Source organism: Sphingobacterium bambusae (assembly GCF_033955345.1).
GTDB lineage: Bacteria > Bacteroidota > Bacteroidia > Sphingobacteriales > Sphingobacteriaceae > Sphingobacterium > Sphingobacterium bambusae.
Genome location: NZ_CP138332.1, coordinates 3,889,813 through 3,905,265 on the forward strand (window position 1 = coordinate 3,889,813; position 15,453 = coordinate 3,905,265).

Consider the following 15,453-nt stretch of genomic DNA (forward strand, 5'->3'; position numbering starts at 1 on the left):
TCTTGGCTATGTTTATCATTGATGCACATCTTGACCTCAGCATGAATGCTTTGGAATGGAATCGCGATTTAACGCAGCCTGTTCACGCTATAAACGCCCGCGAATCCGGTTTGACCGATAAACCGGATCGCGCTAAGGCGGTGGTTTCCCTACCGGATTTGCGTCGTGGCAAGATCGGTTTGGTGGTGGCGACGCAAATCGCCCGTTACGTGACCCCCGACAATACATTGCCGGGTTGGCATTCGCCGGAACAGGCTTGGGCGCAAACGCAAGGACAACTCGCTTGGTACAAAGCGATGGAAAAAAAAGGAGAAATGGTGCAGGTTAGCGATCTGCAAACGCTAAATCAACATATCGCCCTTTGGGAAGATGACAGCGTAGCCGATGCAGACAAACCGATTGGCTATATCCTCAGTTTAGAAGGTGCGGATTCTTTCGTTACGCTGGATAATCTTCACGAAGCTTACGCCAGTGGCTTGCGTGCTGTTGGACCTGCGCATTACGGTCCGGGGCGTTATGCACAAGGCACTGATGCGACAGGTTTCCTAGGCGAGCAAGGGAAAGCATTGCTGCGAGAAATGGAACAGCTTGGCGTTATCTTGGATGCTACACATCTTTGTGATGATAGTTTTTGGGAAGCTCTCGATCATTTTAATGGAGCGGTGTGGGCAAGCCATAACAATTGCCGCACTTTGGTCAATCATAATCGTCAATACAGCGATGAGCAAATTCTCGCATTGATTGATCGCGGTGCTGTAATTGGTGGTGCCTTGGATGCTTGGATGATGGTACCTAACTGGAAACGCGGCATCTCTACGCCGAAAGAGATGCATTGCAATCTGGAAGTCTTAGTCGATCACCTCGATCATATTTGTCAGCTTGCCGGAAATGCCAAGCATATTGGTATCGGTTCTGATCTTGATGGAGCCTTTGGCCGTGAGCAATGCCCGTATGATCTAGAGACCATTGCCGATTTACAGATCCTCGTCGATCTGCTAGCTCGAAGGGGTTACACGCCTGCAGATATTGAAGGCATTATGCACAAGAATTGGCTTGATTTCTTAAGGAACACTTGGAAAAGTTAGTGCGTTTTTTCTATGCATAACAAATGAAAAGTTGTTTATAAAACAAAGGGTTATCTTGTTGTAGATAGCCTTTTTGTTTTATATTGATGACCAATTAAAACGGTAAGCCGTAGAAAGTAGTACAGCTGATGCTGGCCAATAATTGAAGGTTTTAATTGCTCATCTCGTAGAAGGTCAAAACGACGCTCAGTTATTCCTAGCCAAAAGAACGAAAATAGCCATGCCGCACACTAGAATAGCGAAATTTATGGAAGCAAGTCCGTACCGAGTTTTATACAACAAATAGAAGGCTTCGAAGAGCAGATACAATCCTTCGAGAAACAAAATCGTTACGGCAATAAACAACCACAATTTGATATCCATGCCGCTGTTACCACCACCTGTGTTGGCCTGCAGATTCTGAAAAGCTAAAATAAGGAGGCCAACTAGGCCGATTAACACGCGAGGTAAAGTATGTAAAAGCATTGCGTTATCATAGAAAATCTAGAATCTTTACACTTAAAACTTCAGGGCATGCAAGGCACCACGACCTTCCTTAACCATCGGCACGATCGTCGGGCATATGATAAGCTTTTCCTTCGGGTCGAAAACACCTTTCCCACCTATCTGCCATTGTTGGTTTTTCGCGAGCAGGAACGCTAATCTTTCATTAACTGTCAACCCCGACAGCGTATAGTAATCGATATGTTCAACTTCTTTGCCCTTGGTTTCCCGAAATATACCATCGATCTTGACGCCGTTTTGCTTTTCATAGATGTCGATAAATGCAACATTTTGTGCCGAAAGGACATGCTTTTCATCTCTCGGGCAGCATACCGACCCATACTGCTCTTTTCGGTAAACCGTCAAGGTGTCTTTGGAAGTAGCGGCGTCTTTATAGCTAAATTGTGGATGTTCATCGCCCGAAATGTAATAGTCATCGATTTCGGTTTTTCCGTCCACACGCCTGAAACGGTAGTAGAAGTTAGACGTCGCCGGCTCCAATACGATGCCATTCTTCAGCGCATCCTCCGTTACCTTGCTGTAAAGCTCCCAATCGGGGATGATCAAAATAAAGGCATCTAATTCTGGGAAAAAGCCGTCCGGATTTTTAAACAAATCTAGCGGAATGTGTGCGCTGATAAAAAATACCGGTACCACATCTTTTGAAAAAGGAAGAGACTGGTTGATTAGATAAAAGCCATCTTGCTCTGCCGTGTTCTCATCATCAATCATCATTACCTCTGTAAATTCACTGCCTAGCCAGTCTGGGCGTGGCGTGCTTTTAAGCGGCGGCTGATAGGCGTTGGAACTGCAGCTGTAGATGACACAACTGCTGAGCAATATAAGCGTGATAATAGCGATCTTTACCATAAGACAAAATTGGTGTTAGCGATAACAGCTGATATACATTTAGCGCTTTCCGACATTCGGATGATTCGGGTTTTTGCCGGAAGCACCGCTAAAGATCATGGCTAAGCCCGTAATGCCTAGCAAGATAATGAGCGCGGAAAAAGCGATTTTGGCCACTTGGCTATAATCTACCGGAAACCAAGCCCAAAGGTAGTTTAGACTCAGCAAGCAGACGGCTAACAGCGACAGTATGAAAAGAGCGATAATGAAATATTTCATATGCTTTGTAGTTACAAGTTTTCTAAATATTCTTTTTTCTTCTGATCGAATTCTTCCTGCGTAATAATACGCTCATCTAACAGCAATTTAAGCTTTTGTAGCTGCTCGATAGGGTCAGCTGTTTTGGCAGGTGAAGTGACATCGTCTATCGATTTGCTGAACAAATTACCCATGCTGAGTCCCGCACCCAAAGCGGCTCCTGCGCCTGCAACACCGTTTTCATTTCTTGCAGCGTCGCGTAGTGCCCGTAGTTTTTCCAGTTGCGCGTAGCTGAGTCCTCCTTCGGCGGCAGCCATGGCATCTACCGTCACGTCGGCAACGCGGCCAATTCGTTCTTCAGTTTCCGCATCAAAACTATTGCCCTCCAATCGAAAGTCTGTGATGCGCAGCCCTAGCTTTTCAAATTCCGAGATAAGCTGCGCATGTATTTCCGTGGTGATTTTTTGAAGCTGCGTGTCTATTTCCGTATAGGGTAATTTTTGCGTCGCTAGATAGGTGATCAACAGTTGGGGAATGCGCGACTGGATGGTATCGCGGAAAGTATCTGTGCGCAATTCGTTCGTCGAGCCGACTATTTCGGTAAACAGCTTGTGTGGGTTGTCGAGCTGATAGGAAAAGTTTCCGAAGGCACTCATTTTCACCGGAATTTTGTAGACGCTATCTACGTATTTTATCGGTGATGAAGTTCCCCAACTTTGGTTTAGCACCGCTGCTTTTCGGTAAAAAAACAGGCCTACCTTATGCTCACTTTCAAAAAGTTGCATCACCTTAAGCAAGGACGTGATAAAAGGCAGATTATCCGTTTGGATCGTGTAGGTTCCGGGCTGATCCAGTACGTCGGTTACTTTTCCTTCGTACACCAAGATACAGCCCTGGCCGGGCGCAACGATCAGCTTGCTGGCATTTTTAATTTCATCTGTTTTGGCAGGATACCGCCATAGTAGGATATCCGTTTGCTGTGGATTCCACTCGATGACGGTGGAAAGCTGTTTCTTAAAAAAATTAAATATGGACATGAGGCGTTCTATTTAAGTTTAAAATGATCTAATTCAATCTCTTTGACGGGCTTACCATCCTTGTCGTTAAGTAAAATGAATTTACGAATGCGGGGTGATCCAAAATTATATACATACAGACCAATTCCATCTTTATACAGACTGATATCGTCAAATTCAGCTTTTACCGCTTCCGGTTTGTAGGTCCAACGTATTTCTCCTGTTTCCGTGTCTATTTTTTGGAGCAAGGGAACATTCTCTGGGTTGGCATTTGGAAGCACCTTGATGTATAGCCTATTTTCCTCTTGGTACATGATATGGGGATCAAAATACGTTCTTCCCGGCGTGAGATCTTTATAGCTGCTTACTCTTTTATCATGATAGCTGAAGAGTGATTTGTATGTGGAAAACTTATCTCTATCGTGATCTGTAATGTCATTCCATTCAGCCCTATACGGAAGCCGGATGGGATAGCCTGTTTTTTCTTTATAAGCGTATTTTATCAGCTGGATCGGCTCCTTAGGGTAAGCAGAGCTTTCTTCGGAGAATACATAGTAATTCTTTTCTTTTGCATCGTTGGGTAGTGTGCTCAGTTTCTCTGCGTCAGCGTATCGCTGATCTCGATCGGCATAGATTCTATTGGCGATGGGGAAATAATCATATTCTTTACCATCATTGGCCATAATCTGGAAGCCGTCGCCATAGAGCTCTCCCAGAAACTTTATAGTTGCCAATCCTGAAGCAAGTTCCGGCTTACTCAGCAACATCTTCTCGGTAACATCCAGCAACTGGTTATTTTTCTTGTCCAGTAAAAACAACCTATTGATTTTGTCGGCAATAAAGTATATCGAACTGTCTCCGAACTGTCTAAAATCCAATGTAGGATATTCATTCCAGTTTGTTGCAGGCTTCTGTTCATTCACCATGCGATCGTCTATAGGATCATAAAAGAGAAACATAACTTCCGTTTTTTTATCGCCATAAACCCCGTAAGTTCTTTCTACTGAGAATAGTATCTTGGGTCTGCCGTCAGATCCCGTATACACCATTTGATCCCAAGGGCGATCGCTGTATTTATTGTCGTCATTGACGGTAGGACTGGAATTGGGGCTAAAGAGAAATTGAGAGAAAAGCAGGAAGAATGCCAACACAGCAGCAACAATAGCAATTGTAATATTCTTCTTGTTAAGCTCTTTGTTTCCGACGGTTCCCGTATTCCGATGGTTGTGGTTGACGTTGATATTAATGTCGTCGTTATCCAAAAAATACTCGGTATCGCAGTGGTTGCAGATGTAATGATCTTCCTTGATGGATTGCTTTTTGACACTTCCACATTGCGGACATTTTAAAGCGGTTACTCGTTTTGCCATAGGTGTAAATTGCTATTAAAGCGCTAACAAAGACTAATTATAAGGGAATCGATCCAGTAAAACGCAAAGCAGTTACAATCCGTAAAAGGAGCTTTTATATTCGCCAACTCTTAGTAGCTTTTGCCTTTCTTTCTTGTTGCGAACAAGCCTTCTTTTAACGGCACAGGTTGAACAGTTTGATCGCGTTTGCGGGTATGCTTATGGAAGCTTGATGAGTGAAGGTTTTTTGTCTAGCACGCGGTAGCGATATTTATTGCCATTTTTGTCGATAAAGTCATAGTTAAGGCCTTCCGTTTTTGGTGCTTTCTGAAACGACGGCGCATCCACATCGTTCAAGATACGATCTCCAACGTATACATGCTGGGCATCCTTGGCTACCGCATAATGCAGCACCTCAAACGTCGAAGGATCTGCATCTGGTAGCTGCATTTCGTTGTGAAAAACATGGACGGCATCTTTTGCCCAAAAGTGCAAGGGCGAGGACTTCTCCAAAACTTCAAAAGTTTTATAGTTCACATTGGCAGCGCCAAATGGTCTACCTTTATAGATAATTTGCGCATCTACACGTAAGGTTGATGGATGCAGCACCTCGACATCCTTGGCGGGGAAAATCTCCATTTCCCGCAGTCCGATCTGTCGGTCTCGCTCATAATACAATAACCTGTTTCGATCTAGCAGTAGATAATGCTCGGTGAGAAGTGTAGCTTTGGCAAAGCGGTATGTTAAGGGGAGCAACGATTTGCTGGCTATGACGTAAGCGCGGGCGCTGTCTTCTGCAAAATAACGGCTTCGTATGGAGAATGTTTGATAATCTAACTCGACAGGCACATTTAGATAGAAATAATGCGCTTTGTCTTTTGCCCAATAGCCTTCGCTTTCATCTATCTTTTCGTAGCTCTCTGGGTCGGCTTCCGGAATTACTGTCAACTGCTGTTTAGCACAGGTTGCGCTTACTCCAACAAGATTGTTGCTATAGTACACATGGTTTTTATCCATTGGTATGTTGTTTTTTAAACGGAATGTGGCCAAATCCACCATAGGTTGTGGACATCCTTGGTAGAAGATGTTTGATTTGTCGCGAGCGTAAAGACCTTCGATCACGGCGAAGCTTGCGATATCTGCATCCATCGCTCGTGAACCACGTTCAAATGCGTTTCCGCCGGGAATAAAATAGAGCTTATCGCCTTTTGAGTAATAGTGATCCGATAATGTACTGACTTGTTTTTTGCAAGCTAATAGACCAAATAGCATAAAACAGCTGGTAATTATTTTAAAAATTACATGCATTCCCATTTCCTCATTCTTGAAAATACGTTTTAAATTTCTGCGCTTGCACATCGTAAACGATTGCTAGCACAATATCTTCCGCCGTTAGCACAATACCTGCTCGCGGTGCAGGCACAAACTCGCGGCTGTTCATGTAGATCTTCGCATCTTTCTTAAATGATCGAATACGCATTTTGTCGGCGTAGTTCTCTGCAAAAGCGATGTAGGGCTGTTGCGTGATTTTGTTCATGCAGAGAATCAGCAATCTGCTGATCTGCTTTTCATTATTATCCACGATGACGGCAATATCTTCCATACCATCTTCGTCAAAATCGCCAAATGCAACGGCAGATTTCGCGCGCGCTTCATTCTGCGTCAAGCTGTAGGTATTTCCATCGCTGTAATTGTCGTCCACTAAGATTTTCTTGACGCCTGAGGACAACGTGGCAAAGGGCGCTAAAGAGAAGTTGCTTCTGTACTTCTCGAACCGATAATCCTCGATCAGCAGATCGGCCTGCAATTTTTTCAATGATTGTTTTTTTTGATCTCCGGTTCCAACCATCAGTACGGCCTTGAACGCTTCGTCCGACTGGCTATCGTCTACCCACACTTTTCTGCCAAATGTTAAGCTTAGGGCCGCCAGATCTTTGGAGGATCCAATAATTCGATAGGCGCGCCAAGGTTCATTGTCACCATCATAAGCGATTGGTAATTTTTTAGGGACAATTAAAGAATCTTCCTTCGGCAAGCTATCGTTCTCGCTAGTGTTCTGCGGATTTTTATCGTCATGTTTGGTCGAGTCGGGCTTTACCGTAAGCGCTGTCGAAACGGCATGTTGCTTCCTAAATTCAAAGAAGCCATAGGCTGCTAAGCCAAGCAGCGCGATCGCCAAAATAGCGTATATCAGCAATTTTGATCCGCTGTTATTTGTTGTTTCTTTCTTCATAATGGGTACTTTCCTTGTCTACATCTTCCTGCTGAATCATCTCCAACGTTTTGTTTTTGATCGTATCGTTCGGAATTCTTACCACAAATTTCTTTAATAAAGGGACTGCAAGCTTTTGTTCCTCTACATTGGGGAAGTTTGCCCGAAAAGCATCCAACATATTCATGAGTAACACTTTTATGCCCGGAATGGCCTTGAATTCCGCATCGCTATAGGTCGTTTTGCCGGCAAAAAGACCATCGAAATAAGCCAATAACTTCGTGGTTTCGCCAGTTTTTTCCACGTGGCCCCGTTTTTTGTATGCCGCTAGGTACAGATGTAGTGCCGATAAAAATTGAAGCTGTTTAATCTCCACTTCCGTATCACCTAAATCCTTATTTTCTAAATAGCTTGTGCTAAGTTGGTAGGTGTTTTCATAATTATGCAGTGCATGAAAATTGAATCGTATCTCGTCATAGATGTTCGGATCGTTTACCCAAGCGCGAAACACCTTGTTGCACGTTGTGCAGTCAAGTTTATACGTTGTACAATAATTGTCTGCACGCGTGAATGCATGGAGCATATCCTGGCGGAACATGACCATAGGATGCAAGTGCTTTACCCGCACGACCTGACCGATGATCTGATCTTGCTTATCGGTATCGCTCGTAGCACTTAATAAGTGGAGCGAGGCATGTAAAAAATTGTTTCGCTCATCTTTAATAATCAAGGGTACAAAATCGTCACGCTGATTGTAATGGTCGAAAAACGCGACATAATGACGAACGGCATCTTCGAAGTTTTGTTTTCCATAGTAGGAGCGCGCATAAAGTGTTTCGAAAGCATAGTGCAGTGCACCAGTTTCCGCATCGTCCATCAATTTCAGGCAATTGTCATAGCGGCTCAAATTCTGCGCCATGGAAGCCGCATTCCACAAGCGGCTTTGCGATGTGTTGTCCATGTAATAGGCCTTCACTGCCGTCTCAAAAGCTTTTTCATCATCGTTGAGATGTGAATAGGCCGCCGAAAGATTGGAATAGTACATCGCCATTTTTGGCTTATCGTTTACATCGCCATACAAAGTCGCTAAGCGCATCTTCTCTCTTGCCTGTTCATATTTCTGTTGGTGGTAGTAGCTTAATCCACATTGTGTGAGCAGGTAGGTATTTTTATAGTCTTTTTCCAGTAACTCTTCGTACAGCTGCGCGGCTTTTTCATATTCCTTGTCCACGTAGCACAATAGGGCCTTGCTGGTTTTGGCTTCTGTTTCATTTTCCTGCGCATGCACATACAGGCCACAGAGTAGCAGGTAGAACATGCTCATCAACTTCATAATAGAAATCACTTTTTTCATTTCGGTTCCTTTCCGCTCAACTTGAAAATTAAACCATATTTTATGGAAAGTGTTTTTTGTTTATGATTCGCAAACGCATATTTACAATATGGGTGTTGACGGTGGGCGTCGCACACTTTGCTTTTTTGTTTGCTCGCCCGCTGTTATCCGCTAGAAATGCTTAATAATTTTATAACATCAAATTCATCCTACTCCCCACCGTTTTTCGATAATTTTGCTGCGATTTTCCATATTAACCGATAGCAAAAGCAGCTAAGATGGCACAAAACGTAAACGAGAAAGAGGATATCCACCAGTTGATAAGAGGTGACAAGAAAGCCTTTGATCGCTTGTATCAGCAATATCATAAGGCCGTTCATGCAAACATTTTGAAATTGATTAAAGATTCCGGTATTGCTGAAGACATCCTTCAAGACGTTTTTCTGTCACTATGGCAAAACAGATTTAAATTTGATGGTAAAGAATCGGTCGGGGGTTGGCTGTTTGTGGTTAGCTATAATCGATCATTAAACATGCTGCGCAGTAAACTAAAGGAATCTATAGAGTATGTAGACAGTTATCCTGCGGAGCCGGTGGCAAGCAACGATGCGATGGAAACAGAGGCCAACCACCTATTACAGCTAACGCTGCTCGAAGAAGCGGTGGATAATCTTCCTGCTAGGAAAAAAGAAGTTTTCAAACTTTGCCGCTATGAGGGGCGCTCGAAAGCGGATGTTGCAGAGCTGCTAGGCATAAGCCAACAATCCGTGGCCGACTACCTTAAACAGTCCAACGTAGCCATACGTGAATATGTCAATCAGCGGTATCCCCGTTACGCAGCCCATACCTTGGGCATGTTGCTGTATTTTTTGACCTAATAATTTCTTTGTTTTTTATTAACAATAAGTTAATCTAAAAAGGCATCACCATTCCCCTTTGTCTGGGTATTTATCCTAGATGAAGGAACAAATAGGTAAACGGATTGCGAGCTTTTGGAAAGGGGTGCTCTCAAAAAAAGAGGAGCAGAGCCTGCTTGAGGATATACGGGTAAACGAAAGCGAAATACAGGAAGATCTCCAAAGAGTCTTTGGTGCCGATCCGAAAGAAGATGAACGCCTGAGCGAGGAAGCATATCAAAAATTGCTTGACAAGATTTATGATAGGATGGATGCTCCTGTGCATATGGAGCGGCCGGCAGCTAGACTACGCAACTGGTCCATTGCAGCGGCGATGCTGTTAGCGGTTTCGTTGGGCTTATATACCTTTGTCAGCCAAGAAGAACGTCTCGTTCATCATGCGCATCGCACAGCTTCTACCTCCAACGATACCTTAAAACTTGTTAATGACCTGCAACACGACCAACAGGCAGTCCTATCAGATGGTTCCACCGTTATCCTATCCTCCGGAAGCTCGCTGAGCTATACCAAAACTTATGGCGTATCCAATCGGACACTACACTTAAAAGGACGTGGACGTTTTAAAGTTGCCCACGATACTACTCGTCCTTTCGTGGTATGGGCAAATGGGTATACAACGACGGCACTTGGAACAGATTTCACGGTAGACACACGGCAGGATGATAGGCTCGATATTTATTTGCAATCTGGTAAGATCGTTGTTGAGGCCACGCCGGCGGCCAAACTGTCTATGGAGAAGAAATACCTGCTACCGGGAGATAACTTACAAATTCTGACGGAGGTTGGTGAGGTTATCATGAGCAATCCACAGCAAAGATCTTTACCAATCAAGAAAACAGTCCCTGCGCAGCGAGCCGCTGTGGAGGAGGTAATGTCCTTCCAAGATACACCACTCTTGGCAGTTTTTGATTCTATAGGGCGCAAAAAAGAAGTGCGCATTTCCTCCAATGCAGACGAGCTGGCAGGACTTACATTCACTGGTGAATTTAAAAGCAGCGAATCGGTAACCTCCATTATAGGCATTGTATGTCAGATGAACGGACTCCATTTTACGGAGACAACCGACGGTGGCATCATCGTATCCAAGGAGGTTGAACCTTTGCCTTCACCATTAAAAGAACAGAGTAATAAAACAAACAAATAGAGAGATGAAAAAAAGAAACATTGTCAGGAATGTTAGATTAGCCCTGAGCGGTCTCGCGCTGTTCGTCGCAGCCACCGCTTGGGCACAGTCTAGTGGGCAGCTGCGTGGAACCATCATGGATAACCGCGGGGTAGCCATACCGGGCGCAACCATACAACTTCTTGATGGAAATGGAAAAGCCGTAGCTCAGGTTTCTACGGATGTTAAAGGTATGTTTACCTTTGGAGACGTCCAAACTACAGGAAATTACCGCCTCAAAGTAAGTATGATGGGCTACCAGCCCTACGAGACGGCAGCAAAGCAAATGAAGGAAGGAGAGAGCAACTCCATGCTTATCCGTTTGAATGAGGAATCCTCTGAACTTAGTGAAGTTGTTGTTGTAGGTTATGGACAACAGCGTCGAGGAGATCTGACGACGGCGGTAAGTTCGCTACCGAACGTGAGCACGCAGGTAGATCGCCCCGTGACCAACCTCGGCGATATGATGCAGGGAAATGTGGCAGGAGTCACCGTCATGTCTGCAGGTGGCGATCCATCACAAAATCCGAAAGTGCTTATTAGGGGTATGAACACCTTGAACGATAACGAGCCTTTATATGTGGTCGATGGTATGCCTTATTACGGTGGACCTATCAATCCGAACGACATTGAGTCCGTGAATATCTTGAAAGATGCTGCTGCGGCGGCCATATATGGGGCTCAGGCTTCTTCTGGAGTAATCGTGATCACCACAAAAAGTGGTAAATCGGGTACGCCGAAGTTGAATGTAGACCTTTACCGCGGCTGGCAAAATGCAAGCAATCTGCCTTCTGCTTTAAACGCAGAACAATATGCCAATGCCTATAATACAGCCTATGCAAATGATGGCCTTGCACTGCCTCCTGCACATAATGCGCAGCAAAACCCATGGGGACAGGTAACGCGTACCAACTGGATGGAGGAAATCTTTCAGACAGGCGATATCTTGAACGCGAACGTACAGCTTTCCGGGGGAGGAGATAAGGCTACATATAGCTCGTCTTTTGGCTATCACGACAAAGAAGGTTTGTTGCTCAATACCGGTTACAAGCGTTTTACCTATCGGATAAAGTCCAATTTTGACCTTACCGACCGTATTGCTGTTGGCCAGAACTTCTATGTGAACCACACCACGACGCGCGGTACCAATACCGAAAGTAGCTACAGCGGATCGATCATCAATGCGATTTACATGAATCCGGCTGCTCCGGTGTATGATGAAAATGGTCTGTTCCACGGTACTGTGCCGCAAGATCTTGCCGGATTTTCAAGCGCCTATGGCGATACATACAACCCCGTAGCTTTGCTTAAGAGACCTTCTGTCAACAATCCTACACTTAATTTGAATGGGAACGTATTTGCATCTATAAAAATTATGGACGGACTTTCCTTTAAATCGAATTTCGCGTTGAACATGAGGCGCTATTCCTACAAACGTTTTGATCCCAAGATCCCGGAGATCGGGCGTGCGAATGGCAACAACTACTTGACGCATGAGGAACAACGCGAAAATCGTTGGATATGGGATCAACAGTTGAACTATACGAAGAGTTTCGGGCTCCATAACGTAGATGCCGTTGCGGTATATTCTGCGCAGAAAGCAAGACACGACCAATTTTATGTGCAGGCCATGGGATTTGTGCGTGAGGAGGGCTGGAACCAATACATCGGAAATGCAGCGCAGATACCACAGCTACCAACCAGTGCGGTGTGGGAAGATGCATTGACCTCGGCCATTGCACGGGTAAATTACAACTATGGCAATCGCTATTACCTAGGGGCTAGTGTTCGTCAAGATCGTACCTCGCGGTTGTCCGAAAAGTACCGTTCTGATGTTTTTCCTTCCGTTTCTGCAGCTTGGAAAATTTCCGCTGAACCCTTCTTTAGCAGTAGCTTTATCGACGACCTAAAAATTCGCGGATCTTGGGGACAAATTGGTAATATTCGGTCTGTAGAATATTATGCATACAACCTACCGCTAACCACTAGTCAGTCTACACCACTGGGGTCAGGCAATACCTTGGTGCGCCACTATGCCATGACCAAACAGTTTAATCCAGACATCGTGTGGGAGCGTACAGAATCGCTTGATATTGGTTTAGACGTTATGCTCTTCAAGAAATTGAGCATAAATGCTGACTATTATCGGAAGACGACACTTGGTATGATTCAGGAAAATGAAGCTAATCCGCACATCGGACTAGAAAGAGGATCGACGGCCAACGTGGGGGATGTATTAAACAAGGGTTTTGAATTTGGTGCGCGTTACAATGATACGTTTGGCGACTGGACCTTGGGATTAAATGCGAATATAGGATTCAACGAAAACGAGCTGAAGGATTTGGACGGCTACTTTAACGATTTCATTGCCCACAGTTCGCATGTCCGTGGTGTACTGTTACCTTATCGGTCGACAGCAGGGCAGCCACTCTATTCTTATTACATGGTTCCTACTGCGGGCATTTTTGCATCAGATGCGGAAGCTGCAGCATATAGGAATGCGAATAATCAACCTATACAGCCTCAGGCAAAAGGCGGCGATTTACGCTTCGTGGATACCAATGGAGATGGAGTGATCAATGATAGTGATAGGCAGTATATGGGGAGCGCCATACCTAAATTTACCTATGGTTTCTCTGCAAACGTGGCTTACAAAAACTTTGATCTAAGTGTGCTTACCTATGGCGTTGGTGGAACTAAGATTTTTAATGGATATAAGTACACGGCATTTAATGCAGGACTACAAGGTTACAACTTGGATGCGCGTGTGCTGGACGCTTGGACGCCCGAAAATACCAATACGACGATCCCGCGCCTAACACGCGAAGACCCTAATCGTAACTTCGGTACGGTATCCGACTGGTATCTAGAGGATGGTGATTACTTCCGTATTAAGAACATAACGGTAGGTTACCGTATTCCTGAATTGTTGGGAAAATTGCAATCTAGGGTATATTTCTCTGCGGAGAACCCCTTTACCTTTACCTCTTATTCCGGGATAGATCCTGAAGTTGGTGATATAGGTCTAGATGTGGGACGCTATCCATTGGCCAAAACGTTCACCGTAGGACTCAACGTTAATTTTTAATAAATCAATAGAGAAAACATGAAATTCAATAGATATATAGCTTTAGCCCTTTTCGGTCTGAGCATTAGTACGCAGTCATGCAATAAGTCGTTCACCGATCTAACACCACAAGGGTCAACAACAGATGCCGCCTTTTGGAATTCAGAAAGCGATGCAATTGCTGCGGCCAATGGACTTTACGAACATTTTAGCGACGATAATATGTTTGGTCGTGGTCTATTCTGGTTCCTCAACGCATCGGACGATATGGTCACCGGGCGTACGGATGCAGGCTCTGCTGCAGTACGGAACTTTACCGCAACGGGTACGGAAAGCCGTATCAACAGTATGTACAAGAAGTTTTATCAAATTATACAACGGGCCAATACCATCCTGACCAAAGTACCGGCCATGCCGATCGCTGATGATGTTAAGAACCGTGTGTTGGGCGAAGCCTATTTCATGCGCGGTTACGCATACTTTTATCTTTCACAGTACTATGGAGACCAACGTGCGGGCGTGCCGATCGTGACGGAGGAGAATATGGAGCAATTGCATTTTGACCGCCCATCGCATGTACGTGAAAATTTTGAACAGATACAGGCTGATCTACTCCAAGCTGCGGAACTGTTACCCTTGGTGACGACCTACGGTGCGGCAGACCTCGGTCGTGCCAACAAAGATGCCGCCTATGCCTACCTCGCGAAGACCAATGTGCAGTGGGCGCGTTACGATCAAGGCAAATGGGCAGAGGTCGTCAAATATTGTGATATGGTGACGAATTCAGGATCCGGTCGAGCATTAATTGATACCGACAAGCCGCTAGAGGATTTCGCCAGTGTATTCTTTATAGAGAATAACTATTCGTCAGAGTATATCTTTTCCGTTGTCTCCAATCGGACGCGCGGATCAATCCTTCCTGGTGTCTTGTTTGAAAATACCGGATATGGTATGTACAATGGTTGGGGTTACTTTCATCCTACGCTAGAGCTCTATAATTCCTTCGAGGAAGGCGATCCACGCCGTTCAGCTACCATCTTGGCATTCGGCGATACGTATACGCTTTTTGGTCAGGAACGAAAATATTACTCGGCCAATTCGCAGACGGGTTTCCAGTTCAATAAATATATGCATCCGTTCCGTACACCGGCATCGCAGCACCTGAACCCCAGTGGGGATTATCCTACCTCTGATCTGAACATCCCCTTGGTAAGGTATGCCGATATCCTGTTGATGAAGGCGGAAGGCTTGATCCAACAAGGTCAAAATGCGGATGTAGAAATAAACAGGGTGCGCAACCGTGCTGGCCTAGCAGCTATCCAGGGTGCGGATATGGATGACCTTAAGCAAGAGCGCCGTTCTGAATTTGCAGCGGAATATACAGATAGGCATTCGGACCTTGTACGCTGGGGTGACGCGCAGGCCGCTTATGCCAAACCGGCTACAGGGAGGATTCATGCCGATAAGACCAAGCCGGAATCGACTTTTACGGTGAGCGAAGTATGGAGTGCACGTAACTTTAATCCAGCGATCCACCATGTGTGGCCAATCCCGCCGCAGGATTTAAGTAATGCAAAAATTGCACAGAACGAAGGTTGGTAATACTGTAATCTATATAACAATTTCATAAGAGGATGACTTTTCGTCAAGCATATGCTTCGATGAAAAGTCATTCTCTTTACGGAAGATTAATAAATTTCTATTGGATCAATATCAGATGAT

The 15,453-nt window shown here is 44.9% G+C and carries 13 protein-coding genes; 5 read left to right on the forward strand and 8 right to left on the reverse strand.

Translation table 11 applies throughout. The features are described from left to right. Positions 1-8: 8 nt before the first annotated feature. Entirely contained in the window at positions 9-1,085 is a 1,077-nt protein-coding gene (locus SCB77_RS16205; protein WP_320183040.1) for a dipeptidase, read from the forward strand. A 186-nt stretch (positions 1,086-1,271) separates the two neighbouring features. On the opposite strand, the gene SCB77_RS16210 is transcribed toward SCB77_RS16205, so the two are convergent. The 8 genes from SCB77_RS16210 to SCB77_RS16245 all read right to left on the reverse strand — a co-directional run bounded on the left by SCB77_RS16210 (position 1,272) and on the right by SCB77_RS16245 (position 8,606). After that, the gene (locus SCB77_RS16210; RefSeq protein WP_320183041.1) at positions 1,272-1,550 is read right to left on the reverse strand and encodes a hypothetical protein; all 279 of its coding nucleotides are present in this window, start codon (positions 1,548-1,550) and stop codon (positions 1,272-1,274) included. 33 nt (positions 1,551-1,583) lie between these two features. Next, a complete protein-coding gene (locus SCB77_RS16215; RefSeq protein ID WP_320183042.1) occupies positions 1,584-2,438 on the reverse strand; it encodes a hypothetical protein in 855 nt (284 codons plus the stop codon). 39 nt (positions 2,439-2,477) lie between these two features. Beyond that, complete coding sequence (locus SCB77_RS16220) at positions 2,478-2,696, reverse strand: hypothetical protein (protein WP_320183043.1); 219 nt, start codon at positions 2,694-2,696, stop codon at positions 2,478-2,480. 11 nt (positions 2,697-2,707) lie between these two features. Beyond that, positions 2,708-3,712 (reverse strand): SPFH domain-containing protein, encoded by a 1,005-nt coding sequence (locus SCB77_RS16225; protein ID WP_320183044.1) that lies wholly within the window; start codon positions 3,710-3,712, stop codon positions 2,708-2,710. Positions 3,713-3,720: 8 nt separating this feature from the next. Further along, positions 3,721-5,061: an Rcat domain-containing protein gene (locus tag SCB77_RS16230; protein ID WP_320183045.1), complete on the reverse strand. Its 1,341-nt coding sequence runs from the start codon at positions 5,059-5,061 to the stop codon at positions 3,721-3,723. 198 nt (positions 5,062-5,259) lie between these two features. Then, complete coding sequence (locus SCB77_RS16235) at positions 5,260-6,312, reverse strand: DKNYY domain-containing protein (RefSeq protein ID WP_320183046.1); 1,053 nt, start codon at positions 6,310-6,312, stop codon at positions 5,260-5,262. A gap of 46 nt (positions 6,313-6,358) precedes the next feature. Further along, positions 6,359-7,273 (reverse strand): hypothetical protein, encoded by a 915-nt coding sequence (locus SCB77_RS16240; protein WP_320183047.1) that lies wholly within the window; start codon positions 7,271-7,273, stop codon positions 6,359-6,361. Next, positions 7,251-8,606, reverse strand: a complete 1,356-nt coding sequence (locus tag SCB77_RS16245; RefSeq protein WP_320183048.1) for a tetratricopeptide repeat protein — start codon at positions 8,604-8,606, stop codon at positions 7,251-7,253. The genes SCB77_RS16240 and SCB77_RS16245 overlap by 23 nt, the downstream gene beginning before the upstream one ends. Before the next feature lie 257 nt (positions 8,607-8,863). Between SCB77_RS16245 and SCB77_RS16250 the strand changes: the two genes are divergently transcribed. The 4 genes from SCB77_RS16250 to SCB77_RS16265 all read left to right on the forward strand — a co-directional run bounded on the left by SCB77_RS16250 (position 8,864) and on the right by SCB77_RS16265 (position 15,333). Further along, a complete protein-coding gene (locus tag SCB77_RS16250; protein ID WP_320183049.1) occupies positions 8,864-9,463 on the forward strand; it encodes an RNA polymerase sigma factor in 600 nt (199 codons plus the stop codon). Between the two features lie 79 nt (positions 9,464-9,542). Continuing rightward, complete coding sequence (locus SCB77_RS16255) at positions 9,543-10,646, forward strand: FecR family protein (RefSeq protein ID WP_320183050.1); 1,104 nt, start codon at positions 9,543-9,545, stop codon at positions 10,644-10,646. 4 nt (positions 10,647-10,650) lie between these two features. Then, positions 10,651-13,752, forward strand: a complete 3,102-nt coding sequence (locus SCB77_RS16260; RefSeq protein WP_320183051.1) for a SusC/RagA family TonB-linked outer membrane protein — start codon at positions 10,651-10,653, stop codon at positions 13,750-13,752. 18 nt (positions 13,753-13,770) lie between these two features. Further along, positions 13,771-15,333 carry a RagB/SusD family nutrient uptake outer membrane protein gene (locus SCB77_RS16265; RefSeq protein ID WP_320183052.1) on the forward strand — a complete coding sequence of 521 codons (1,563 nt, stop codon included), beginning with the start codon at positions 13,771-13,773 and terminating at the stop codon, positions 15,331-15,333. The last annotated feature ends 120 nt before the right edge of the window (positions 15,334-15,453 follow it).

What these genes read in the sequence shown, in the direction of transcription:
- SCB77_RS16220 (WP_320183043.1), bottom strand. Translation starts at nt 2,696, where the DNA reads ATGAAATATTTCATTATCGCTCTTTTCATACTGTCGCTGTTAGCCGTC.
- SCB77_RS16250 (WP_320183049.1), top strand. Translation starts at nt 8,864, where the DNA reads ATGGCACAAAACGTAAACGAGAAAGAGGATATCCACCAGTTGATAAGA.
- SCB77_RS16210 (WP_320183041.1), bottom strand. Translation starts at nt 1,550, where the DNA reads ATGCTTTTACATACTTTACCTCGCGTGTTAATCGGCCTAGTTGGCCTC.
- SCB77_RS16235 (WP_320183046.1), bottom strand. Translation starts at nt 6,312, where the DNA reads ATGCTATTTGGTCTATTAGCTTGCAAAAAACAAGTCAGTACATTATCG.
- SCB77_RS16265 (WP_320183052.1), top strand. Translation starts at nt 13,771, where the DNA reads ATGAAATTCAATAGATATATAGCTTTAGCCCTTTTCGGTCTGAGCATT.
- SCB77_RS16215 (WP_320183042.1), bottom strand. Translation starts at nt 2,438, where the DNA reads ATGGTAAAGATCGCTATTATCACGCTTATATTGCTCAGCAGTTGTGTC.
- SCB77_RS16245 (WP_320183048.1), bottom strand. Translation starts at nt 8,606, where the DNA reads ATGAAAAAAGTGATTTCTATTATGAAGTTGATGAGCATGTTCTACCTG.
- SCB77_RS16255 (WP_320183050.1), top strand. Translation starts at nt 9,543, where the DNA reads ATGAAGGAACAAATAGGTAAACGGATTGCGAGCTTTTGGAAAGGGGTG.
- SCB77_RS16205 (WP_320183040.1), top strand. Translation starts at nt 9, where the DNA reads ATGTTTATCATTGATGCACATCTTGACCTCAGCATGAATGCTTTGGAA.
- SCB77_RS16225 (WP_320183044.1), bottom strand. Translation starts at nt 3,712, where the DNA reads ATGTCCATATTTAATTTTTTTAAGAAACAGCTTTCCACCGTCATCGAG.
- SCB77_RS16230 (WP_320183045.1), bottom strand. Translation starts at nt 5,061, where the DNA reads ATGGCAAAACGAGTAACCGCTTTAAAATGTCCGCAATGTGGAAGTGTC.
- SCB77_RS16260 (WP_320183051.1), top strand. Translation starts at nt 10,651, where the DNA reads ATGAAAAAAAGAAACATTGTCAGGAATGTTAGATTAGCCCTGAGCGGT.
- SCB77_RS16240 (WP_320183047.1), bottom strand. Translation starts at nt 7,273, where the DNA reads ATGAAGAAAGAAACAACAAATAACAGCGGATCAAAATTGCTGATATAC.